At 39.0% G+C, this 21,590-nt stretch carries 23 protein-coding genes; 14 read left to right on the forward strand and 9 right to left on the reverse strand.

Annotated features, from left to right (window positions below):
- Window positions 1-37 precede the first annotated feature (37 nt).
- Together PL11201_RS20780 and PL11201_RS20785 are read left to right on the forward strand one after the other, a co-directional pair.
- The gene (locus PL11201_RS20780) at window positions 38-301 is read left to right on the forward strand and encodes a hypothetical protein (RefSeq protein WP_079681051.1); all 264 of its coding nucleotides are present in this window, start codon (window positions 38-40) and stop codon (window positions 299-301) included.
- Window positions 294-722, forward strand: coding sequence for a type II toxin-antitoxin system VapC family toxin (locus tag PL11201_RS20785; RefSeq protein WP_079680766.1), 429 nt, complete (start codon window positions 294-296; stop codon window positions 720-722). The genes PL11201_RS20780 and PL11201_RS20785 overlap by 8 nt, the downstream gene beginning before the upstream one ends.
- A gap of 92 nt (window positions 723-814) precedes the next feature.
- Here the strand turns inward: PL11201_RS20785 and PL11201_RS20790 are convergent, their stop codons facing one another.
- Window positions 815-1,837, reverse strand: a complete 1,023-nt coding sequence (locus PL11201_RS20790; RefSeq protein ID WP_144017839.1) for a hypothetical protein — start codon at window positions 1,835-1,837, stop codon at window positions 815-817.
- 109 nt (window positions 1,838-1,946) lie between these two features.
- On the opposite strand from PL11201_RS20790, the gene PL11201_RS20795 reads away from it, so the two are divergent.
- On the forward strand, window positions 1,947-3,158 hold the full coding sequence (locus PL11201_RS20795) for a hypothetical protein (RefSeq protein ID WP_079680768.1): 1,212 nt from the start codon (window positions 1,947-1,949) through the stop codon (window positions 3,156-3,158).
- A gap of 52 nt (window positions 3,159-3,210) precedes the next feature.
- Here the strand turns inward: PL11201_RS20795 and rplI are convergent, their stop codons facing one another.
- A complete protein-coding gene (gene rplI / locus PL11201_RS20800) occupies window positions 3,211-3,669 on the reverse strand; it encodes a 50S ribosomal protein L9 (protein WP_079680769.1) in 459 nt (152 codons plus the stop codon).
- Between the two features lie 156 nt (window positions 3,670-3,825).
- On the opposite strand from rplI, the gene PL11201_RS20805 reads away from it, so the two are divergent.
- Entirely contained in the window at window positions 3,826-4,065 is a 240-nt protein-coding gene (locus PL11201_RS20805) for a hypothetical protein (RefSeq protein WP_079680770.1), read from the forward strand.
- Window positions 4,062-4,463, forward strand: coding sequence for a type II toxin-antitoxin system tRNA(fMet)-specific endonuclease VapC (locus tag PL11201_RS20810; RefSeq protein ID WP_079680771.1), 402 nt, complete (start codon window positions 4,062-4,064; stop codon window positions 4,461-4,463). The genes PL11201_RS20805 and PL11201_RS20810 overlap by 4 nt, the downstream gene beginning before the upstream one ends.
- Before the next feature lie 7 nt (window positions 4,464-4,470).
- Here PL11201_RS20810 and gloB read toward each other — a convergent pair whose 3' ends face one another.
- Window positions 4,471-5,244, reverse strand: coding sequence for a hydroxyacylglutathione hydrolase (gene gloB / locus PL11201_RS20815; protein WP_079680772.1), 774 nt, complete (start codon window positions 5,242-5,244; stop codon window positions 4,471-4,473).
- A 130-nt stretch (window positions 5,245-5,374) separates the two neighbouring features.
- On the opposite strand from gloB, the gene PL11201_RS20820 reads away from it, so the two are divergent.
- Complete coding sequence (locus PL11201_RS20820) at window positions 5,375-5,584, forward strand: hypothetical protein (protein ID WP_079680773.1); 210 nt, start codon at window positions 5,375-5,377, stop codon at window positions 5,582-5,584.
- A 29-nt stretch (window positions 5,585-5,613) separates the two neighbouring features.
- On the forward strand, window positions 5,614-6,819 hold the full coding sequence (locus PL11201_RS20825) for a glycosyltransferase (protein WP_079681052.1): 1,206 nt from the start codon (window positions 5,614-5,616) through the stop codon (window positions 6,817-6,819).
- A 15-nt stretch (window positions 6,820-6,834) separates the two neighbouring features.
- On the opposite strand, the gene PL11201_RS20830 is transcribed toward PL11201_RS20825, so the two are convergent.
- Both PL11201_RS20830 and PL11201_RS20835 read right to left on the reverse strand, forming a co-directional pair.
- Complete coding sequence (locus tag PL11201_RS20830; RefSeq protein ID WP_079680774.1) at window positions 6,835-8,052, reverse strand: acyltransferase family protein; 1,218 nt, start codon at window positions 8,050-8,052, stop codon at window positions 6,835-6,837.
- A gap of 60 nt (window positions 8,053-8,112) precedes the next feature.
- Window positions 8,113-9,810: a glycosyltransferase family 39 protein gene (locus PL11201_RS20835; protein WP_079680775.1), complete on the reverse strand. Its 1,698-nt coding sequence runs from the start codon at window positions 9,808-9,810 to the stop codon at window positions 8,113-8,115.
- A 76-nt stretch (window positions 9,811-9,886) separates the two neighbouring features.
- On the opposite strand from PL11201_RS20835, the gene PL11201_RS20840 reads away from it, so the two are divergent.
- The 4 genes from PL11201_RS20840 (at window position 9,887) to PL11201_RS20855 (ending at window position 15,664) form a co-directional block, all read left to right on the forward strand.
- Window positions 9,887-11,269 (forward strand): glycosyltransferase, encoded by a 1,383-nt coding sequence (locus PL11201_RS20840; protein WP_079680776.1) that lies wholly within the window; start codon window positions 9,887-9,889, stop codon window positions 11,267-11,269.
- 141 nt (window positions 11,270-11,410) lie between these two features.
- The gene (locus PL11201_RS20845) at window positions 11,411-12,577 is read left to right on the forward strand and encodes a glycosyltransferase family 4 protein (protein ID WP_079681053.1); all 1,167 of its coding nucleotides are present in this window, start codon (window positions 11,411-11,413) and stop codon (window positions 12,575-12,577) included.
- Window positions 12,578-12,663: 86 nt separating this feature from the next.
- Complete coding sequence (locus PL11201_RS20850; protein ID WP_079680777.1) at window positions 12,664-14,670, forward strand: ABC transporter ATP-binding protein; 2,007 nt, start codon at window positions 12,664-12,666, stop codon at window positions 14,668-14,670.
- Between the two features lie 28 nt (window positions 14,671-14,698).
- Entirely contained in the window at window positions 14,699-15,664 is a 966-nt protein-coding gene (locus PL11201_RS20855) for a glycosyltransferase family 10 domain-containing protein (protein ID WP_079680778.1), read from the forward strand.
- 168 nt (window positions 15,665-15,832) lie between these two features.
- Here the strand turns inward: PL11201_RS20855 and PL11201_RS20860 are convergent, their stop codons facing one another.
- The 4 genes from PL11201_RS20860 to clpP form a co-directional block, all read right to left on the reverse strand.
- Entirely contained in the window at window positions 15,833-16,291 is a 459-nt protein-coding gene (locus PL11201_RS20860; RefSeq protein ID WP_079680779.1) for a Spy/CpxP family protein refolding chaperone, read from the reverse strand.
- A gap of 106 nt (window positions 16,292-16,397) precedes the next feature.
- Window positions 16,398-17,747 (reverse strand): GH39 family glycosyl hydrolase, encoded by a 1,350-nt coding sequence (locus PL11201_RS20865; protein WP_079680780.1) that lies wholly within the window; start codon window positions 17,745-17,747, stop codon window positions 16,398-16,400.
- Window positions 17,748-17,843: 96 nt separating this feature from the next.
- Window positions 17,844-19,193, reverse strand: a complete 1,350-nt coding sequence (clpX, locus tag PL11201_RS20870; protein ID WP_079680781.1) for an ATP-dependent protease ATP-binding subunit ClpX — start codon at window positions 19,191-19,193, stop codon at window positions 17,844-17,846.
- A gap of 12 nt (window positions 19,194-19,205) precedes the next feature.
- On the reverse strand, window positions 19,206-19,916 hold the full coding sequence (gene clpP / locus PL11201_RS20875; RefSeq protein WP_079680782.1) for an ATP-dependent Clp endopeptidase proteolytic subunit ClpP: 711 nt from the start codon (window positions 19,914-19,916) through the stop codon (window positions 19,206-19,208).
- A 339-nt stretch (window positions 19,917-20,255) separates the two neighbouring features.
- Here clpP and PL11201_RS20880 point away from each other — a divergent pair, with 339 nt between their 5' ends.
- The 3 genes from PL11201_RS20880 to PL11201_RS20890 all read left to right on the forward strand — a co-directional run bounded on the left by PL11201_RS20880 (window position 20,256) and on the right by PL11201_RS20890 (window position 21,590).
- Window positions 20,256-20,762, forward strand: a complete 507-nt coding sequence (locus PL11201_RS20880) for an Hsp20/alpha crystallin family protein (RefSeq protein WP_079680783.1) — start codon at window positions 20,256-20,258, stop codon at window positions 20,760-20,762.
- Between the two features lie 151 nt (window positions 20,763-20,913).
- Entirely contained in the window at window positions 20,914-21,240 is a 327-nt protein-coding gene (locus PL11201_RS20885; RefSeq protein WP_079680784.1) for a circadian clock KaiB family protein, read from the forward strand.
- A 26-nt stretch (window positions 21,241-21,266) separates the two neighbouring features.
- Window positions 21,267-21,590: a circadian clock KaiB family protein gene (locus PL11201_RS20890; RefSeq protein WP_079680785.1), complete on the forward strand. Its 324-nt coding sequence runs from the start codon at window positions 21,267-21,269 to the stop codon at window positions 21,588-21,590.

Raw genomic sequence — 21,590 nt, forward strand, 5'->3', positions numbered from 1 at the left:
TCTATTATAGAATAGTTATTGATCTTACACAATGCTTATGCAATCTATTAAAGGAATTGTCAGAAATGGGGTAATTTATCCCATTCAACCAATATCTTATCCTGACAACTATCCTGTGATTATTACTTTTTTGGAATCAGAAAAACAGGAGCAATTAGTTGATATTTCTTCGGAGGAGTATGAAACGGGTTGGGATACGTTAGAGTTGGCGTTAAATGAAAATGCTGTAGATACGGGTATCAGAGATTTAGCTCATCAGCATGATCACTATTTGTATGGAAAACAAAAACAAGATGAGTAGTAAATTTAATCAAGTTTTTGTGGATAGTGCAGCTTGGATCGCATTAATTAATACTACGGATGATCTTCATGAACAAGCACAAGAAGTAATGGCTAGGCTCCGTCAAAATAAAACTTTTTTAGTGACAACAGAATTTATTTTATTAGAGGTAGCTGATGCTTTATCTAGCATTAATATTCGTCAAAAAACTTATGCAACACTCAAAGCAATTAGACAATCTCAAGCCATCAAAGTTATTCCTGTTAATCAAAGTTTATTCGATGCAGGTTTAGCAATTTATAACCAACATTCTGATAAAGATTGGGGGTTAACTGACTGCATTAGTTTTGCCGTGATGCAGCAAGAAAAAATCACAACAGCTTTTACATCAGATCGTCATTTTATACAAGCTGGATTTATCAGATTAATGCAGCCTAACTAATCCATAATTTCGTAATCAATAAACCAAATATCGACAGAGCCACAATCCACGATATGACCCTAAACTCATTTTCAACATTTAGGAATTATCGGTTATTTTTCACTTGTAGAAATAGAATTTAAAATCGTATCAATTTCTGTCTGAACTTTATCAATTTGTGAACGAAGTTGATCTAAAGATTGTTTTTCAGCTTGCCATTTTTGAGGCATTTCTTGCTCATATCTATTTTGTTTTTCTAATAAATCATCATAAAATGTAAAATGAAACATTAAAGTTGATATAGCTAAATCGAAACACTCGTCTAACCGTGGCAAAAAGCTACTTTCTATAAATAAAAGAACTGTATTTGAAAAGTCATCTAATCGATCTCTTTTAATAACTAAAAAACTATCTTTGTAAAAAGAATCCCAACTTGGTTTTATTAAATTCGCCAAAGAATTAGAAATAGACACTTTAGAATTAAAAAATAAATTTAATCTATAATGATTGCAGTTTATTTGAAACAATAAACTATTCTTGTATTTGCTTGGTAAACAACTAACATGAGAGTCTAACTTATTAATTTTAAATATAGAAAATTCTTGACCCAGTAGTTCTAAATTATGATGAATTGCCAGAATAATTTGACGGTTTTGATCAACTAATTCTCGTTCTAAATCCTTAATTAAACCATCTTTATCTGATAAGCCTGCCTCTTGTTTGGGTTTACCAGTATTTTTTTCAGTAAACCACTGTCTTTTGAGTTCTGTAACTCGATTCGTCCATGACTCTTTAAGTTCTTTAATCACTTCTGTTTTGCATTTTTTTCTTAAATTACGAATGCGTATATCTACATTACTAATTTGTGCGATCTGTTCCCAAATTTCATCTTTAGGGATAGATAAAATTCCAGCTTTACTATTCCAGACTTCCTCAGCTTGATCTAAATCCCGATAACAATTTTTTAGTAATTGTTCTAATTTAACAGCAGACCGTCTCATTTCATCCGTACAGAGTTGAATTGATTGGCTTAAATCGGTTGCTGACTGTTTTAACTCTAAGGATTGATTGTCATTAGAATGGATTAGTGTAACCGCTTGATTCAGAGCAAGAAAGGCTTTGAGAGATTCATTCATCACATTTAATTCCTGGATCAATATTTTTTTTCCCATCAGAGACAGCTTTGAACAGATATCACTGATATAATTAATTATACTAACTTCTGACACTCAGGTTAACTTAGTTATGGAATCTCAAGATTTAGCGCCTTTGTTAAAGTCTGTCGGTTTTGCCTTAGATGTAGCAACTCCTTTTGCATCTGCTGTTCCTTATCTCGGAACGGTATTAATTATCGCAAAAATTGGGGTCAGAACCTATCAAGGTAAGGTAGAATCTGACAATCTTAATCGAGACTTAGATTATCTGAAAAAGGGCGTAGATAGCTTACAGGAAAAAGCTAGTATATTAGAGTCGGCAACAGCAACCCTAGGAGTTGGTGTTGCTTTACTGGGAATACTGTCCGCACAAAATTTGCAGCAAACTCGCAAATTAGATCAAAAATTAGATCGAGTTCAGTTAGAACTTGAAAAAGGGATCACAGATTTAAAATTAATTATTAATAGTCAAGGCGATGAAATTTTAAAAACGATCAATCAAGTGGGTCAAGAAATCCAACAAGAAATACACCGCGTTCAGTTTGTAAATGCTTATGGCATCTTTCAATCCGTGCATAATAATCGACTGCCATCGGCTTTAATAATAAAAAATCCTACAGATAGAAATGATAAATTAAACTTTATTTGGAATGATTTACAAAATTGTTTAGCTATTTATAACAATAAAGAACTGATTTCTTGTCCTTCGATTTCGGGAAAATTAAAGCGATTAGAATGTGCTTGGGCGATTGAACAAACCTTGGCTTTAATTGATATTTTACAAAATAATTTTGAGGCTTGTATTTTTCAGTTAAATCACCTCAGAGAAAAAATTATCAAAGATTGTCTATACTTAACAGAATCCTGTCAATCGGAAGCAGAAATTGACTTTATATTCCCCAGAATTAACTCTATTATCAATCATGATATGCTTTTAATTGATTTCTGGAAGAATAATCTAAAAGTTATACAAAATTTATCGGTTGAGGATCAAGAAAAACTAGCCAATTTAGATGTAACTGATATTGTTAGTTTAAATCAATCGCAAGAATCTAACGCTTTACAAAAACGATCGCCATTTGAACTTTATCAAGAGTTAAAAGCTCAATCCCATTTTGTGGCTTTGAAAGATCAACTCAAATTTTTAATTAAACCGGAATTACGCTTTGAGTATGAATCCTATATTTCTCAAAGAGCGATCGCCATAAATTTTCAAGGAATTGCCCTGACTAACTGGCAAGAAGTCCCTGATTTAACGGTTGCTAATCTTTATTATTATTTCAAAGCCCAAGAACAAAAATAAGCCCTGAACTCAAGTTCGGGCTTAGGGAAAAAACCTTTGAAATTGATGAAATTTACAAAGAAACCACTTCAACTTCTACATCAGCCGTCACGTCAGAATGTAACTTAATATTGGCTTTATAGGTTCCTAATTTACTGATACTGGGGAGAGTAATTTCCCGACGATCAACTTCTTGACCCGTTGCTTGTTGAATCAATTCTGCTAATTCTTTTTCGGTAACGGTTCCAAAAATTGCGTTTTCTTCCCCAACTTGTTTGGCAATTTTGAACACACCCACCGCTTCCAGGGCTTTTTTCTGAGCTTCCGCTTGCTGTTTCAGTTCTAGTTGCCGTTGACGTTCTTCTTCCCGACGTCGTTCTACCTGTCTGAGAATGCCGGGGGTAGCCCGAACTGCTATACTCTGAGGGAGCAAATAGTTACGGGCATAACCCGGGGCGACTTCTACGAGATCCCCATTTTTTCCCAGTTTAATCACATCTTTGGTCAGAACAACTTGAGTACGCTTCGCCATGATCAGTTCCTATATTTTTTTTAACCCAAACACTCTATATTAACAAGATTAGGGTGCGATCGCAAGTCCATAATCAACTTGTCCCTATTGAGGGTATTCGTAATCGCGTAGTACAATACAGACTAAGTTGGGTCATGATTCACCCCGGAGGCTGCAATGCAGAGTATTCAGTTCAAAGGACACATTGGTGAGGATGGAATATTACGGGTACAAATGCCAGCAGAATTTAAAGATAGAGATTTAGAAGCTATTGTGATCTTTCAAGCTAAGAGTGAAACCCCGAAACATGGAAATTGGCAACCTGGGTTTTTTGAGGAGGTAATTGGTGGCTGGGTGGGTGAACCATTAGTCCGAGAAAATCAAGGACAATATGAAATTAGGGAGAATTTGTTTTGAGTTACTTACTCGATACTAATGTTTGTATTAAACTCCTGAATAATAGTAATCTAGCCGTAACTCACCGATTAGCTTTGCAACAGCCAGGGGAGATTTATTTGTGTACTGTTGTACAGTTTGAACTTTATTATGGTGCATATCGAAGTAGCCAAATAGAGAGCAATTTAGCAATATTAAAACGTTTTTTTCAACAATTTGCTATTTTACATTTCAGTGAAAAATCCGCCGCAATCGCTGGACAAATTCGCGCCCAATTGTCAGCTTTAGGAACACCGATTGGCCCCTATGATCTGCAAATTGCAGCGATCGCTTTAGCTAACAATTTAGTTCTAGTGACCCACAATACCACAGAATTTAGCCGAGTTCCCAACTTGCAAATCGAAGATTGGGAACTTTAATTTACGCTTAAAATTGATCCTTCATTCCCCGCAAACGGGCAAAGGTTTGGATCGGATCATCGCTATTGGTCGCCGTTTGCAGAGTGGGAATATCCCAACGCAAAAAAGGATTAGTGCGTTTTTCTAAGCCAATATTTGAGGGAATTGTGGCTTGATTTTGACTGCGGGCTACGGTAACTTCTTGAAAACGATCCTGTAAATCTTGATTATCAGCATCAACCGTTAAGGCAAATTTTAAGTTATTAAGAGTATATTCATGAGCACACCAAACCCGAGTAGTTTCGGGGAGGTTGCGAAATTGATTTAAAGATGTCAACATTTGTTGGGGAGTCCCTTCAAATAAACGGCCACACCCCCCGGCAAATAGGGTATCCCCACAGAATAAATCCCCGGGTTGATCGGGATTTATGGGTGGGAAATAATAGGCAATATGGGCTTTTGTATGACCGGGAACAAATAAAACCTGCCCGATTTGATCGCCGAATTCAACTTGATCACCCGGTTTTAAAAATACCATTTGACCGGGGATTCTACCTCGATCGCCCTCACCTCCATAAACCGTAAGATCGGGATATTCTTTAATCAGTTGAGTATTTCCCCCAACATGATCGCTATGATGGTGAGTGTTAAAAATTGCAACTAATTCGGCATCTAATGTCTGTAAATGTTGTAAAACAGGATAGGCTTCTGCGGGGTCAACAACGGCGGCAATTTTCCGATCAGGATCATGCAGTAAAAAGATATAGTTATCAGAGAGGACTGGAATTAGTTGAATTTGCATTAAAAGCAATCTCCTGGGATTAGTTGATCAGGGTTTATAATAGTTGAGACTTTGGTGGGTGCAATTCGCTAGTTTAGCAAATTTTATCGCAAAATTAGTCAATAATTAAATTAGAGAGGTTACGGTTAAAATGCTGTGGACACTTCCCACTCGCTCTAAAATCTCAATTAGTCAAGTGACGGATCGGATTGTCAATTCGGGTCAACTAGGTCATGCTGATTATTTGAGATTAATGTCTGCTATTTTATCTGATAAAGATATTACCGAATCTGAACGCAACCAGATTAATCGAGTCTTTGATTATGTTCAGACAGGTCGTGTTAAATTTAATGATATGTGAACAGTAAAAATAATGAGGTCAAACCCGATATGAATTTTCCCGAAGTCAATCATTTAATTCCGGTTCCAACCGGGATATTACAGATTCCTACCCAAGCCACTATTCCCACGGAAATTAGCGAGTTTGCTGTTAGATTATCCTTGATCATTCCCACTTATAAAGAAAGTGAAAATGTTAGACCCATCGTCCAACAATTAACTCAGTTATTAGAGGAAGCAATTCCCAATGAATATGAGTTAATTATTGTTGATGACGATAGCCCCGATTTGACTTGGAAAGTCGCGGCGGAGTTAATCCCAGAATTTCCCCAATTGCGGGTGATGCGACGTCAGGAAGAACGGGGATTATCAACGGCGGTGATTAGGGGTTGGCAAGCGGCGAGAGGGGAAATTTTAGGGGTAATTGATGCGGATTTACAACATCCTCCAGAGAGTTTATTGCAACTTTTAGGAGAAATAGAACGGGGTGCAGATTTAGCCGTTGGCAGTCGCCATGTTGAGGGCGGTGGCGTTAGTGATTGGAGTGTGATTCGGCGCTTTTTATCGAGAGGGGCGCAGGTTTTAGGATTAATTATTTTACCCGGTGTTATTGGTAGAGTGTCTGATCCAATGAGTGGCTATTTTATGGTTAAAAGGGAAGCAATTGCTGGAAGAACTCTTGATCCCATTGGTTATAAAATTTTAATTGAAGTGTTAGGTCGGGGTCAAATTCGTTGGGTAGGAGAAGTGGGTTATGTATTCCAAGAACGCTTAGAAGGGGAAAGCAAAGTGACTTGGAAACAATATATTGAATATTTACAACATTTAGTTAAATTGCGTTTAGCTCGATGGCCGGTAACGCGGTTTTTGCGGTTTGGAGTTGTGGGTTTTAGTGGGGTTTTTGTGGATATGGGAGTGTTTTATCTCCTCTATACCGTTGTTGGTTTGGCTTTAACCCGTAGTGCTATATTCTCGGCAGAAGTAGCGATTATTAATAATTTTATCTGGAATGATCTTTGGACATTTGGAGATATTTCTAGCCATCAAAAAGGCACAGGAAAACGATTTAAACGATTTTTGAAGTTTAACTTAATTTGTTTATCGGGGTTAATTTTAAATGTGCTATTGGTGAATCTCCTATTTAATGTGTTTGGAATGAATGCCTATTTAGCAAAAATAATTGCGATCGCTATTGTCACTTTTTGGAATTTCTGGCTAAATTTAAAATTGAGTTGGCGAGTAACGGAAGTTAAGTAATTATTGGTTTTGGGGTTATTTAGGAGAAGAAAAAGAATTATTTTTTAACCCCTGTTTAATGATCCAATTCCCAGCAAGATCAAATAGTCCTCCTAAGAAACAGGCGATCGCGACTACCACAAATAAACGCAACCAATAAAAGGAAATAAAACCCATTCCGATCCATAAACCTGTTTCTAAGTTCATGTGAATTAGATAAATACCATAGGATGTGTCGCCAACAGGATTTAACCAAGGTTTCAGACTAGGTAAATAATTGATAATTTGAAATAGGGCAAAAAATTCTCCAATTCCTAGGAATAAATCAGCCGGAATTCTCCAAGCCATTAATCCTGATTCCGATCCCCAATCACAGGCTAATCCTAAAGCCCAAAATATTATTAAAAACCCCAGCCATCGCCGTTGAAATAGTAAGTTTTGACTCCAGTTTAATAATTTATCTGATCCAGAATTTTGTTCTAATAATGCGATCGCTAAAACAATACCTAAGACAAATTCAAATAAACGAGAGGGAAAAAATGCCCCCCGCAATAATCGATCTGTGATCGTATCACTAACTGGAAGCAGCACAATCAATCCTCGATATAATAAAGAAATAACCACAGAATTAATTAATAGATTTTGCCATCCCCAGCGTTTCCCCCAACGAATTAAAAAGGGAAAAATTAAATAAAGTTGAACGATTAATCCCACATACCACCAAGCCCCATTTAAGAAGGTATAAAAGGGCATCATAAAATTTCTCAAAGTAGTTAAACTAGAGAAAAAAGCTGCCACAATTGTTAACCCGCCTTGACTCCAAATTTCTTGACCAAAAGGAACCCATTGGGGATTAATTAAGTATATTAATAAGGCAAAAATATGAGCCATCCAATATAGGGGAAAAATCCGTAATAATCGCCGTTTCCAAAAGGGAATTAATGCTATAATGTTATTATTACCGGGTGTTTTTTGATAACTTTTCCACCAAGATGTTGCGAGTCCAAACCCACTAGCAATTAAGAAAATATGGACTCCGTGTTCTCCCATGGAACAGAATAAATTAAGAAATCCTTCCACCAACCCTTTAACACCATTTCCAGTCAAAATATCCGTGATTTCTGAAAATTTTAGATATCCTTTTGTATAAGCCCAAATGTGATAGACTACGATCCAGAGAATTGCGATCGCTTTTAGGCTAGGTAACAATTCACTCATGCGAGTATAGGGTTTTGGGAGAGCAGTTGTTGTCATAAAAATGTCTGACAAAAGTTAATTTACTTATTTTACACGATTAATAATTAATCCCCAAAATTAATACCGTTGATAAACATTAACAGTAAATTCATCTAAATCCATTGTCCCTTGCAGCAACTGATTTTTTTTAAGTTGATATTCAGGTTTTAAAATTTCTTGAATTTTCTCTCGTTCTGCTTCTGTTGTGGGTTCAGACCAAACAGGTTCAGCCGCTTCTAACAATATAATTCTACCATAGGTTGAAGGTTTAGCGGTTAAAGATTTTTGTAAAGCTGGAGCCAGTTTATTTGATTCTTGCGCGAGTAAAAATACAGGATATTCAGGGGATATATAATAGGCTAAACGGTTAACATGACCCCAGGCTTTAGAATTCATGACAATTAATGTGGGAGTGGTCGGTTGAGTGGAAATAATATCAGAAATTTGATGAAACATTTGTCGATTTCTTAAACTATAGTCGGCGATACCAATACTTAAATAGATGAAAATTAAACCCGTTGCGGTTAGACGATATAATTGTCCTTTTGTTAGGCGTTGAATGAATAGGGTAATCAACAATAGACAACCCGGAAGAATAATCATTAAACTTCTGCCCCAGCCAAACCCAATGGTAAATTTTTTACCGATAATATCTGCTATTAAAGCCAATAACAGGGGGAATATTCCTAAAATTAATCCGACTCCTAACCGTTGATGTTCTCCCAATTTCCAAAGCCGAATACTGCCAACTATAAAAACAATAATCCAGAAAATACCAGCCAGAACTGCAATAAAAACTGGAATACTGGTAATCCAATCTCCTACTAATAATTGTACACCTAAAAGATAGGCAAAATCTTGTAAATGCTGAAGCATTGTCGCAAAAAAACCGGGGGGAGTGCTAAACCTTCCTAAGTCAGCATTTTTTAATTGTTGACGAGTTCCCCATAACACCCAAGGAACAGTAATTAATACCCCAGTTCCGATGCGTAAGGCTTGTTGCCACCAGTGACGCCGATCTAAATATAATACCAAAACGGCTAAAGTAATTAACCAATAAATAAATAAATAAAACGTTAAACATCCCGCCGCTACCGACAGAATTAATACTCCTGTCCAAAACAGTTTTTGTTTAAAACTTAGAGAAGATTTTATTTCAATTTGAGAGCTTTGAGGTTGAATTTTATCAACACCGATTAACTGAATTAAAGCCCAAGCACTTAAAATTGTCCAGAGAACTAGAGGGGCATACATTCGTACATTTAAGGAGTGAAATAAAAAGAAGGGATTGGTTGCTAATAAGGCGGCGAATAATAAACCGCCTCGATATCCTAATAATCTGCGTCCTAAACCATAGCTACAAAAAATACTGAATAGACTCAGTAAAGTATTGAGACTCCGTTGCGCCATTTCGCTATTGCCAAACAATCGTAACCAGAAATGCTGACTGAGGTAAAATAGAGGAGGATGAGGTTCTCCACCAACAATTCCCCGCAGCAGACTTACTAGGGTTTTCAGAATATCACTGGGATGAGACTCTGTGGGCAAATTGAGAAGTTGAGTATAATGGGCTAAAACTACCGGAATATCTTGGGGAGTAACATAGGCACTTTTTTGTCCTGTCGATAATAGGAGGGATAATACCTCGTCATACCAAAATTCACGGGTTCCTAAATTAAGAATTCGTAAGAAAATCCCTAGAAAAATTGCACTCAGGAGGAGAAATTCTAATGATAAAAATTTAGGTAAACTGGAAATTGATAACTTTTGAGTCATAAATAATTCTGAAATCGAAAATAGAGAGTCGTTATTGTATTAAGAGTTTTGAGCAGCTATGAACCAGTTATAGAATATGAAACTAATTTCCACAACAAGTTGGTATTTTCCTGATTCCTCTGGAGGAGTTGAAGTTTACCTTGATGGCTTAATTCAAGGGCTACAACCCCATGGTATTGAAACTCAGGTGGCTGTGTCCGATCTTTTGCAGACCCAGGAAAGAAACTATCAGTATAAAGGAGTTAATGTTTATCGCTATCCCGTAGCTCCTTGTCCTAACCTTTCTCAAGAAAAACAACAACTTCCACCTTTGGGTTTTTCTCAGTTCGCTGATTGGTTATCTAGCCAAAGCGTAGATATTTATCATCAACATTCCTGGCGATATGGCTGTGGTTTGCATCATCTTCGTCTGGCTCGTCAATTGGGACTACCTACCATCGTCACCATTCATATGCCAGAAGCAGTGTGTCTCAGAGGAACCATGATGCACCAAGAACAATATCCTTGTGATGGTTATATTGATCCTGTGCGTTGTGGACGCTGTTATGGTGTTCCTAAACGAGTCCCCGCTCCCATCATCCAAGGAATCAGTCAACTCCCCGCCTCAATAGGTCTGCCCCTTGCCGCCAAACTCACTTCTGCCCCCGATGTCAGAATCCGACAGTTAGGCAGAACAATAGCCATTCCTCTGAGCGTTAAAATTCATCGACAGTCTCTCCTAGAAATGGCTAATTTAGCAGATAGAATCGTGGCGGTATGTCAATGGCTTTATGATGCCTTTTTGCTCAATGGTGTTCCTCCCGAAAAATTAGTATTATGTCGTCAGGGTGTGAGCTATTCCAGTGCAGAAAAAAAACAATTTCAGCAGCAATCTCCGCTCAAAATTGGATTTTTAGGACGATGGCAAGAAACGAAAGGTATCCAAATTCTAGTAGAAGCCATCCACCGCTTAGATCCAGATATTCCCGTGGAACTGACCATTCATGGAATGTTGCATGGGGAGGCTGGTAAAAACAATCGGGAACGAGTCTTAGCTATAGCTGAACAAGATTCTCGAATTCGAGTTGCTCAAAAGCTTTCCAGGGAAGAAGTTCCTCAACATTTAGCTGGGTTTGATATACTAGCTGTACCTTCCCAATGGTTAGAAACAGGCCCACTGGTGGTTCTCGAAGCCTATGCGGTAGGTACACCCGTTATCGGTTCCCATTTGGGGGGCATTGCAGAATTGGTTCGTCACGGTGTTGATGGATGGCTTGTCTCTACACCCACGGAAGTCTCGGCTTGGACAGAAGCCATTGCCTATTTAGCGACTCATCGCGATTTAATTCGTCAATTCCATCAGAATATCTTACCAGTGAGAACCATGCAAAATGTTGCCGATGAAATGGCTGGTTTGTATCAAGAGATTCTGAATCAGCTAAGTGTTGATCCCCTATCATTCAGGAAAGCAACTTTGTAAAGTCTATTCCCGAGTGTGGGCATATCGTTTAATGATATATGGCAGTCGCAGCGACAATTCAATTAATTGAATTGTGTCACCGGGATATTAGTGTCTTTAAACCTGAAAGTGTCAACTATTGCTCTTAACCTCGAAGCCAAAATGCCAAGAATTTCTATCTTATCGCCAACCCTATCCAAAGGTGGTCTTGATCGTGCCTATGTCATTGCTCAAGCTCTACAAACATTAAATTATGATGTAGAAATTCTCGGATTTTTATTTCCAGGTGATCAAATTTACCCCGCCCCTCCTCCCAAATTGCACGTTGAGTCAGTACCAGGGGGAATTTATCCTCAATTATTTGGCAATGTCAAACAGCTTTTAGACAAAATTAATGGGGATATTATCTATGCCGTTAAACTCAAACCTACCAGTTTTGGCATAGCCCTGTTGAAAAGGTTTTTTCACCAAAAACCTGTGATCCTGGATATTGATGACTGGGAACTCAGTTGGCATGGGGGTGACCAGTGGCAGTATCGTCCCTCCCTTAAACAGTTTTACCGAGATTTATTTAAACCCAACGGTCAGTTAAGATATTCCGATCACCCCCAGTATCTTAAATGGATGGAGCCTTTGGTGACCCGAGCAAATGCTGTTACGGTTGACACTCAGTTTTTGCAACAAAGATTCGGTGGAGTTTATCTTCCCAATGGCAAAGACACCCAACTATTTGACCCTCAACGATATGATCCGCAAACTAGTCGGGAACGTTATGGCTTAGATGGATATCGGATTTTAATGTTTCCTGGTGCGCCCCGACCCCATAAAGGTGTAGAAGATGTACTCGTCGCCCTTGAACAGTTGAATACCCCTGATTTACGGCTTGTTCTGGTGGGAGATAGTCCCTATGATGATTATGACCAAAAACTGATGCAAAAATGGGGTCGCTGGATTATTCAACTCCCTCGCTCTCCTGTCGAAGCCATGCCAGAAATTGTGGCGGCGGCTCATGTGGTGATAGTTCCTCAACGAAATACACTGACAGCCCAAGCTCAATTTCCTTTGAAGTTAACCGATGGTATGGCAATGGCTAAACCCATTTTATCTACCCGGGTCGGAGATATTCCAGAAATTTTGGGTGAAGCGGGTTATTTAGTCGATCCGGGTTCTCCTGAACAAATTGCCCAAATTTTACCTGTTATATTTGATGATTTAGAAAGGGCTAATCAGAAAGGTCAGGAAGCTAGAAAGCGATGTATTGAACACTATAGTGTCAAGACCATGGCAGCGATTCTGACTGAGGTAATGGAGCCTTTACTGTTATCCTAAACAGTAAGGTGAACCAACGGACTTTGAGCGATTGCCTCTGATCGGGCTCACAATATTATTCTGATATTCATTATACAAGTTCCAAAATGTCTGCAACTCGATTTCTCTTTCAGTATGCCAAACGGTATCCTGTAAAAATGATTCTGACCGTTGTTTTAGGATTTTCCGGCGCGATCTTTAGTGGGGTGGGTACAACTTTAATTGTACCCGTTATTTTAAATTTATTGGGACAATCCATTGAACTCCAAAGCGCACCTCCAATTATTCAAAAACTGCTTTCTCCCTTTGGCAATATTCCTGAATCTTACCGCTTAGGATTAATGACAGGTGCTATTATTTTCACCCTGGTTTTAAAAAATCTTACCACCTATCTTAATACCCTGATTGCAGCATCTTTGAGCCGAAGATTAACCTGTGATATTCGAGAAGCCGGGATTCAGTTATTATTAGACATTGATATAGATTTTTACTCTAAAACGAAAGTTGGAGATTTAATTAACCGTTTAGGAGAAGAAACACGCCGAACTTCAAGCGCGATTAGTTTGTATATAGGACTGTTTACAACGGGAATCACGGTTTTTACATTCTTAACCTTATTAGTATCTATTTCTTGGCAACTGACTTTAGCAACAACTTTAGTTTTAGCTGTAGTGACTGGAATCAATCAGTCCATTATTAGTAGATCTAAAAAATATGGTTCGGCATTATCAAAATCTTCGAGAAATTATTCTGTTCAATTAATGGAAATCTTGAATGGAATGCGCCAGGTTAAAGCGATGGGGCATGAACAAGCAGAATATGAAAGCCTTAAAATATTAAGTCAAAAAAGAGAAAAGGCGGAATTTCAATCTCTCATGAATTCATCGGCGATCGCCCCGATCAATGAAGTAGTTAATATGATAGTGATTTTATTGCTGGTAGTTTTGGGTCGAAGATTTTTAGCCTCTGAAGAAATTCAATCTTTAACAACTATTTTGCTAACATATCTATTTTTATTATTCCGCACCCTGCCCTTAATTTCTACCTTAAATAACTTACGGAGTAATTTAGCTCAAAATATGCCATCGGTACTAATAATCCAGGAATTCTTGCGCCGAGACAATAAACCTTTCATGAATAATGGTTCCCTCCCTTATCCGGGGTTACAACAAGAAATTCATTTTGATCATCTTTCTTTTGGTTATCCGGGTAATGATAAATTAGTGTTAAAAGATATTGATCTGCACCTTCCTCGTGGAACGACTTTAGCCTTGGTTGGGGGTTCAGGAGCCGGAAAATCAACCTTAGCTGATTTATTAACCCGATTTTTTGATCCCGTGGCTGGAGCCATTAAAATTGATGATCATGATTTACGAGAATTTGATTTTAAAAGTCTCCGACGAGCAATGGGAATTGTCAGTCAAGACACCTTTTTATTTAATACCTCGGTTCGAAATAATATCGCTTATGCCAAACCTAATGCAACGGATGAAGAAATTTTTAATGCCGCTAAACGTGCTAATGCTTATGAATTTATTATTACATTACCTCAAGGCTTTGATACTCAAATTGGTGATCGCGGTGTTTTATTATCAGGAGGTCAGCGTCAGCGACTTTCGATTGCTAGAGCATTATTACAAAACCCAGAAATTTTAATTTTAGATGAGGCTACCAGTGCCTTGGACACCGTATCAGAACGGTTAGTTCAAGAGGCTATTGATCAACTTAGCCACAACCGCACCACTTTAGTCATTGCTCACCGCCTTTCTACGATTCAAAAAGCACATCAAATTGCTGTATTAGACCAAGGACAAGTGGTAGAAGTGGGAACCCACAATGAATTATTAGCAAAAGGCGGTCAGTATGCAAAACTTTATTCCTTGCAGTTTGCCGATGAAGTGAGTCGCGATGCAGCTTTAATTAAAAGTTCCTATGAAGTCCGATCTCGTCTCAATCCGATGATTGGATTTTTACGATTATTACTTGATGAAATGGTCGATACTCCAGAGGAAAAAGAGGAACTAATTATGGAGTCTTACAAATCAGCAACGAGTATCCTAGAAAATTTGGAATTTATTGAAAAATGCGTTAAGCTAAGACTGAAAAACTATTAAGTCATAAATTAAATTGGAGAATCAAAAGATGGCTCGAAAAATTATTGGGATGATCACGTCCTATCCAGGCGTTGAACAATGCGATTGGAGTTGGCATCAAAGCCCTAATAGTTTTGGAGTTTGGAATAATATTCAAGTCATGGCTAAACACCCTGATCCTGACTTTCTCCTTCTCTATAACTTTGCTCAACTTCCACCTCGTAAACATAATAAATTGATATTTAAAAATATTAACTACTCTGAAAAATTAGAAGAATACCAACAAAATTTAGAGCAAAAATTTAGAGGAGTTCCCAAGGAACGTCGCATTTTTATCTGGCGTGAACCTCCCTTAGAGTATCTGAATAATTATAATCGTACTTGTTATCAATGGGCGCAAGAATATTGTGGATATGTTTCGGCAGCCGATGACGTGGCTCCGATTTCTGAATATATGCCCGCAATTTGGTATCATCTAAATACATTTCGTGATTTTAATGAGTTACCCCCCCCTGAAAAAATCAAACTTTGTAGTTGGATTACATCTGGGGTATCTCGTTCAGAAAATCATCTCAAACGATTAGAATTTTTGCGTTTAATTCAATCGAGTGGGTCAGAGATTGATTACTATGGTCGTAATATGCCAGATTGGTCTAAGTCATCCGGTTATTTAGCTAATAAATGGTATGGTATGGCCCCCTATTATTATAATTTAACAATTGAAAACTTCGCTGATAATGATTGGTATTTAAGCGAAAAAATGTGGGATGCTTTATTAGCTTGGTGTCTTCCCATTTACTACGGTGGAACGGCAGCCGATAAAGTTTTACCTCCAGGCAGTTTCCTAAGAATACCCAGTTTAGATGAAAAAGGGATTGCTTATATTAAGGAAATTATTGCTACACCAGATGCTTGGCATCAAGCTAAAGAGGCGATCGCAGAAGCTCGACAGCTTGTTTTACATAAACTGAATTTGGTGAATTGGTTATCTGAATATGTGGAAAAGTGCAGCTAACTGAGTAAAAAATCTTCTCCACGCATTGCTTAATTTTAAAATCAGGGTTTACCTTTAAAATTACTGAGGTTCAAAGCCTAGAAATAATTGAATTTCCTGCAAAATTTTGCCTAAAACATTCTCTAAGCTTTGATCAGTATATTTTATTTTATCGGAAGGCTAAAAAAATTAGCGATCACGACGAGGGCTTTGATGGCGTTCTTGCATCAAATTAGCCAGTTGAGTGCGTTGTTCTGCGGTTAAAATTTCTCGGGTTTTTAACATTATATTAAACTGAATGTCTCCCATCTGTTGTTTTAATGCCATAAACTGATTATGTTTTAGGCGAAGTTCGCTTTCCGGTGCATTTTTAGCCATTAACTCATTTAATTCTTGCTGAAGTTGACGCATTTGTTGTTGTTGTTGGCGGATTTGTCCCTGATATTCCTGGCGAATTCCTTGAATTTTCTGTTGTTGTTCCGGGGTTAAATTCAGTGAACTGAACATTTTATCTGAACGGTCATTCATTTGGGGTTGATTCGGTGCAGCTTGGGCAATTGATTCCGCCATAACTGGAGTTGAACTCGTGAACAGAGCCGCCATAGACAGTCCAAATATTGCTACAATAGCCCGGTAAGTTAGCCGCATAAATTTACCTCAGAAACAGTTATCTTTGATTGTAATAGGTTCTTTCGGTATTGACCAACTTCCGGCAAAAAAGTTCAATCTCCAGCTAGAGATTACTAACTAAACCTTAGCCAATAGTTAAAAGATAAGCTTCATGCAGTTGGATATTAGGAATAGTTAACCGGACTAACTGTTGATTATTTACGGTAATATTCTCCTGTCGGACTGTAGCTAATTCCTTGATCACTTGTTCTCCAGAATCAGGAATCTTTTGGACTTTGACGGTGGAATTTCCCGTGGAATTCGGTAAATTTTTCAGAATTAAGGTGACTCCCGCCGTTGGTGTAGAAAAGGCTTGTTCAAAATAACCGAATAGAATTTGAGCCTTTCCTTCCCGATTGGCACGACTGGCTAAGGCAACAATTTTAGGGTTACTAGACTGACTGGCAACCCGGGAATTAAACCCATCTGTGTAGGCTTTATAAACCCACCACACGGCTCTGGGTAAGGATTGATCGGGGGTAACTAAACCATCTAAACTATTATTAAAGCAATTATTAGTTCCACTTCCTTTATTAATTGGATCCCAACAGGCTCTAACCGCACCATCGGGCCGTCCTAATTCGGTGTAATACAAAAAGCCTAAATTTTCCGCCGGACGATATTGAGCCGTAGGGCCGATAATTTCGTTGACATAAATTTTCTGAATTTTTAAACTTTGGTAGTTGGGATTTTGTTGGAAACTCCGACGGGCATTATTAATCCTAGCCGTAATTGAGGTAATATCTTGATCATTGAGTTCATGCCAAGATAAAAAATTAACTTCTAAATTATTAGCTTTAGAATAATTTAAAAATGCGGTGAAAAAGTTTTGATCATATTGGGCAAGACTCGGGCCACCAATTATCACATTTGGGCCTAATTCTTGACGTAATACTTGATAGGCTCGTTTATAGGTTTCAAAAAACTGTTCTCGGGTGCCTTTCCAAAAGGGATCTTTTAAGTCGGGTTCGTTCCAAATATCCCATAATATGACTTTATCTTTATGCTGGCGGGCGATTTGTCGGACGTGTTCTTCCCATTTGGCATAATTATCATAGGGCCATCCCCTGGGGGAGCCATAGCCCCAGGTATCACTTAAAATCAGTTGAAATTGAGCCCCAAGTCCAATCACTCGCGGATACAAGTCCAGTTGGGATGTCCGCCACAGTTTAGGTTCTAGGGGTTTAATCATAGTATCGGGAGGTTGCGTGGCATTTTTCCCATACAAAAAGCCACTGACGGAACTCAAGCCAGTTCTTTGAGCGGCAAAATCAATCGTAATATCGTTTTGTTGTTGTCCTAAAACTTGAAATTGTCCGACCCCTAAAATACTGAATAAGGTAATTAAACCGACAAAAATAGGGATAAATTTTTTCAGTTTGAATTGAGATTCTTTGAATCTTAGATGCACCGAATTTAATAGATTTAATGTCATAATATCATAATAAATTTGTTAACGATAATGTACGGGCGGGTTCACCCAGATTTAAGTAATTACCAAATATCTAACAGAACCCGCCCCTACAAATGATTATGCTGATTCGGGTTTGGGTAAGGAAGATGGATGTAATAGTAATTCTGCTGTGGAGCGTTTTTCTACCATTTCTCGCGTGACCCGACAGCGTTTGACATCCTTACGCGAGGGAATTTCATACATGACATCTAACATTAATTCCTCTACAATTCCCCGTAATGCTCGGGCTCCGGTTTTGCGACGATAGGCTTCTTGAGCGATCGCTTGAATCGCATCTTCATCAAATTCTAACTGAACATTATCCATCCGCAATAGTTTTTGATATTGTTTGACCAAAGCATTGCGAGGTTCCGTTAAAATAGCCACTAAGGTCGCTTCATCTAAGGGTTCTAAGACCGCTATCATCGGAATCCGACCGATCAATTCAGGAATTAGACCAAATTTGACCAAATCATCGGGTTCCATGTGTTTGAGGGCATCAACGGTGCGTTTATCTTTCGGTTGACTGTCTCCCTGTTGGACAAATCCCATGGACTTTTTGCCCGTCCTCTGCTCCACCAATTTATCTAAGCCCACAAAGGCCCCCCCACAGACAAACAGAATATTACTAGTATCAATTTGAATACAATCTTGATAGGGATGTTTGCGTCCGCCCTGGGGGGGAACATTAGCAACGGTTCCCTCTAACATTTTTAATAAAGCCTGTTGTACCCCTTCCCCCGATACATCCCGGGTAATGGAGGGATTTTCACTTTTGCGGGCAATTTTATCAATTTCATCAATATAAACAATGCCCCGTTGGGCTTCTTCCACATCAAAATCAGCAACCTGTAATAACCGCAGCAGAATATTTTCCACATCCTCCCCGACATAACCGGCTTCCGTGAGGGTCGTGGCGTCAGCCACCGCAAAGGGAACCTCTAACATTTTAGCTAAGGTTTCCGCCAAGAGGGTTTTCCCGCATCCAGTCGGGCCAATCAACAGAATATTAGATTTTTGTAACTCAACATTACTATCTTCGGCGGGTCGTCCGGTGGTTTTTGTTTGGAGAAACCCTAACCGTTTGTAATGGTTATAAACTGCGACCGAGAGCACCTTTTTCGCCTCATCTTGGCCAATAACGTGCAAGTCCAGATAGGATTTAATTTCTCTAGGTTTAGGAATTTGATTTAAACCCACTCGTCCAGTCCGTTGTCGCCGTTGTGGGGGTTGGGGAAGCTGGGGACGAGGGGAAGTGGGGGGAGTCGTGGCCGAACTACTGTCGAATAACTCCTCATCTAAAATTTCATTACACAGTTCCACACATTCATCACAGATATAGACACCTGGGCCTGCAATCAATTTGCGAACTTGCTCCTGGGACTTACCACAGAAAGAACATTTCAGATGGGAGTCGTACTTGGACATATTTACCTCATCTTAAGTTACGGGAACGGACTCTCCGGGAATCGGAAGATTTTGGGTGCGGTCGATCACCTTATCTATTAGACCATATTCTTTGGCGTCTTCTGCGGACATATAGAAGTCGCGTTCGGTATCTTCCTCAATTCGTTCGATGGGTTGACCAGTGTGTTCCGCCAATAACTCATTCAGTACCCGTTTATGATAGAGGATTTCTTTGGCTTGGATTTCAATATCAACGGCCTGTCCCTGGGCGCCGCCGAGGGGTTGGTGAATCATAATTCGGGAACTGGGTAAAGACATCCGTTTTCCCGGGGTGCCGGCGGCCAATAAAAAAGCCCCCATACTAGCGGCCATTCCATAACAGATGGTGACAACATCCGGGCGAATTTGCTGCATGGTGTCCAGAATCGCCATGCCTGCGGTCACAGACCCCCCCGGAGAATTAATGTAGATTTGGATATCCTTTTCCGGGTCTTCGGCTTCTAGGAACAACAGTTGGGCACTCAGGGCATTAGCCACATCATCATCAATCGGAGTTCCCAGGAAAATAATCCGTTCTCTCAACAGACGGGAGTAGAGGTCAAAGGCCCGTTCCCCCATGCCTGACTGCTCAATCACAATCGGTACAATATTACTCGGAGACCAGGTTTCAATCCGGCTATCGCTTGTGACCTCAAAATGGGAATAGTTATCGATTCGGTATCCGAAAGACTGGGAAAACATCATAAACACCTCATAGAACAGTGGAATCAGAACCGGGGAGGAAACGTAACGATAGGACAGTTCAAAACCCCAAACTCCCAACCCCAACCCAAGATTATAAAAGAATTCGAGAGGAACGGCAAATTGATGTGATCAAAAATACATTAGTCCCTATTCTCAATTCGTAATTCGTAATTCGTAATTCGTAATTCCCTATTCCCTCTAACCTATTCCCACCAATCTTGAGAAACCTATATCTAACTTCAAAAATTCTTCAAATTTGTTTGCTAGGTTATAAGAATACTAGATATAAACCCAGGGCTTTATGTCCAACTTTTAAGCTAACTCAAGCAAAATTAAGCTATGATTTTCGAGAATTTGAACCCTTGGAAATTTCTGAACAATTTGTATCAACGGATGCAAGTTATTAAAGATCAATCCATCTCTAATGATCCCCCCTTAACCCTATGGGTGGCTCAGGAGGGGATCACACCGATTCGGGATGTGCAAATGCAAGAAACCTCGAATCATATTGTTTTAAAAGTCTCCATTCCTAGTCTAAAACCAGAGAATCTGGAAATTCGTGTGACCTCAGAAACCGTGTTTTTATCTGGGGAAAAAATTGAACAGGTACAGGTGCTAGGGTACTGTGATTTTACCTATCCCTCCCAACAATTTCAATGTTTGATTCCCCTACCCCATTGTGTCCATCCTGAAACCGTAACGGCAGAATTAGATCAAAATCTATTACTGCTGAAATTGCCTAAAGAAAAAACCATTTCCCCTCGAACCCAGGGAATTATTGTCCGGTGTGCGTCCGATTTGCAGCCTCTATCCGAAGCCTGGGAAGTTAACTCTAAAAATTCGTAAATTTTTGTATTTAAAGGGTTACCAGTTAGTGACCAAGGGGGTAACCTATCCACATAAACCTCTGCTACTGCCATTTGCTCTTACTACCGTTAGTCAAAAGTTATCTTTTTGTTAAAGTTAATGTCTTGAACCCAGAAAAGTTGCCACGACCATGGATAATCAAAAGGACTTGAAACCCGGTGAACCTAAACTTTGGGAATTGCGTTTGTATGTTGCTGGACAAACCCCTAAAGCTATCACAGCATTTATAAACTTGAAAAAAGTTTGTGAACAGTATCTTCAGGGTCAATATCAGATTGAAGTCATTGATTTGTTAAATGACCCCCGACTCGCCGAGCAAGATCACATTTTCGCCCTTCCCACCTTGGTTCGTAAAATTCCCCGCCCCCTAAAACAAATTATTGGGGACTTGTCCAATCCCGAAAGAATTCTGGTGGGGCTAGAATTGTGGAAAGGAGAGGGTTGGAAAAATCCCTGATTTAAAACAAGAGGAGAAGTTGTTTTATGAAATCTTATTTCCCGGCCCCCAAAGAGGACTTGCAGTCGACGGCGAAGGAAGGTTATTATTGTTTCCGTCTGTACATCGCTGGAACCAATCTTAAATCAATTCTAGCGTTGAAAACCATCAAGTACATTTGTGAAACCTACTTAAAAGGCAATTACAATTTAGAAGTAATTGACGTGTACCAACAACCCGAACTCACGGAAGGACAAAAAATCGTCGCTGTCCCCACCTTAATTCGGATTCTCCCCTTACCGTTACAGAGAATTATCGGGGATTTATCTCAAACTGATAAAATCCTGATGGCTTTGAATTTATCTTTTTGA

The sequence above is a fragment of the Planktothrix sp. PCC 11201 genome, assembly GCF_900009135.1.
Classification (GTDB): domain Bacteria; phylum Cyanobacteriota; class Cyanobacteriia; order Cyanobacteriales; family Microcoleaceae; genus Planktothrix.

What these genes read in the sequence shown, in the direction of transcription:
- PL11201_RS20880 (WP_079680783.1), top strand. Translation starts at nt 20,256, where the DNA reads ATGATTTTCGAGAATTTGAACCCTTGGAAATTTCTGAACAATTTGTAT.
- PL11201_RS20850 (WP_079680777.1), top strand. Translation starts at nt 12,664, where the DNA reads ATGTCTGCAACTCGATTTCTCTTTCAGTATGCCAAACGGTATCCTGTA.
- PL11201_RS20840 (WP_079680776.1), top strand. Translation starts at nt 9,887, where the DNA reads ATGAAACTAATTTCCACAACAAGTTGGTATTTTCCTGATTCCTCTGGA.
- clpX (WP_079680781.1), bottom strand. Translation starts at nt 19,193, where the DNA reads ATGTCCAAGTACGACTCCCATCTGAAATGTTCTTTCTGTGGTAAGTCC.
- PL11201_RS20890 (WP_079680785.1), top strand. Translation starts at nt 21,267, where the DNA reads ATGAAATCTTATTTCCCGGCCCCCAAAGAGGACTTGCAGTCGACGGCG.
- rplI (WP_079680769.1), bottom strand. Translation starts at nt 3,669, where the DNA reads ATGGCGAAGCGTACTCAAGTTGTTCTGACCAAAGATGTGATTAAACTG.
- PL11201_RS20825 (WP_079681052.1), top strand. Translation starts at nt 5,614, where the DNA reads ATGAATTTTCCCGAAGTCAATCATTTAATTCCGGTTCCAACCGGGATA.
- gloB (WP_079680772.1), bottom strand. Translation starts at nt 5,244, where the DNA reads ATGCAAATTCAACTAATTCCAGTCCTCTCTGATAACTATATCTTTTTA.
- clpP (WP_079680782.1), bottom strand. Translation starts at nt 19,916, where the DNA reads ATGATGTTTTCCCAGTCTTTCGGATACCGAATCGATAACTATTCCCAT.
- PL11201_RS20830 (WP_079680774.1), bottom strand. Translation starts at nt 8,052, where the DNA reads ATGACAACAACTGCTCTCCCAAAACCCTATACTCGCATGAGTGAATTG.
- PL11201_RS20785 (WP_079680766.1), top strand. Translation starts at nt 294, where the DNA reads ATGAGTAGTAAATTTAATCAAGTTTTTGTGGATAGTGCAGCTTGGATC.
- PL11201_RS20790 (WP_144017839.1), bottom strand. Translation starts at nt 1,837, where the DNA reads ATGAATGAATCTCTCAAAGCCTTTCTTGCTCTGAATCAAGCGGTTACA.
- PL11201_RS20845 (WP_079681053.1), top strand. Translation starts at nt 11,411, where the DNA reads ATGCCAAGAATTTCTATCTTATCGCCAACCCTATCCAAAGGTGGTCTT.
- PL11201_RS20795 (WP_079680768.1), top strand. Translation starts at nt 1,947, where the DNA reads ATGGAATCTCAAGATTTAGCGCCTTTGTTAAAGTCTGTCGGTTTTGCC.
- PL11201_RS20865 (WP_079680780.1), bottom strand. Translation starts at nt 17,747, where the DNA reads ATGACATTAAATCTATTAAATTCGGTGCATCTAAGATTCAAAGAATCT.
- PL11201_RS20885 (WP_079680784.1), top strand. Translation starts at nt 20,914, where the DNA reads ATGGATAATCAAAAGGACTTGAAACCCGGTGAACCTAAACTTTGGGAA.
- PL11201_RS20780 (WP_079681051.1), top strand. Translation starts at nt 38, where the DNA reads ATGCAATCTATTAAAGGAATTGTCAGAAATGGGGTAATTTATCCCATT.
- PL11201_RS20860 (WP_079680779.1), bottom strand. Translation starts at nt 16,291, where the DNA reads ATGCGGCTAACTTACCGGGCTATTGTAGCAATATTTGGACTGTCTATG.
- PL11201_RS20820 (WP_079680773.1), top strand. Translation starts at nt 5,375, where the DNA reads ATGCTGTGGACACTTCCCACTCGCTCTAAAATCTCAATTAGTCAAGTG.
- PL11201_RS20805 (WP_079680770.1), top strand. Translation starts at nt 3,826, where the DNA reads ATGCAGAGTATTCAGTTCAAAGGACACATTGGTGAGGATGGAATATTA.
- PL11201_RS20835 (WP_079680775.1), bottom strand. Translation starts at nt 9,810, where the DNA reads ATGACTCAAAAGTTATCAATTTCCAGTTTACCTAAATTTTTATCATTA.
- PL11201_RS20855 (WP_079680778.1), top strand. Translation starts at nt 14,699, where the DNA reads ATGGCTCGAAAAATTATTGGGATGATCACGTCCTATCCAGGCGTTGAA.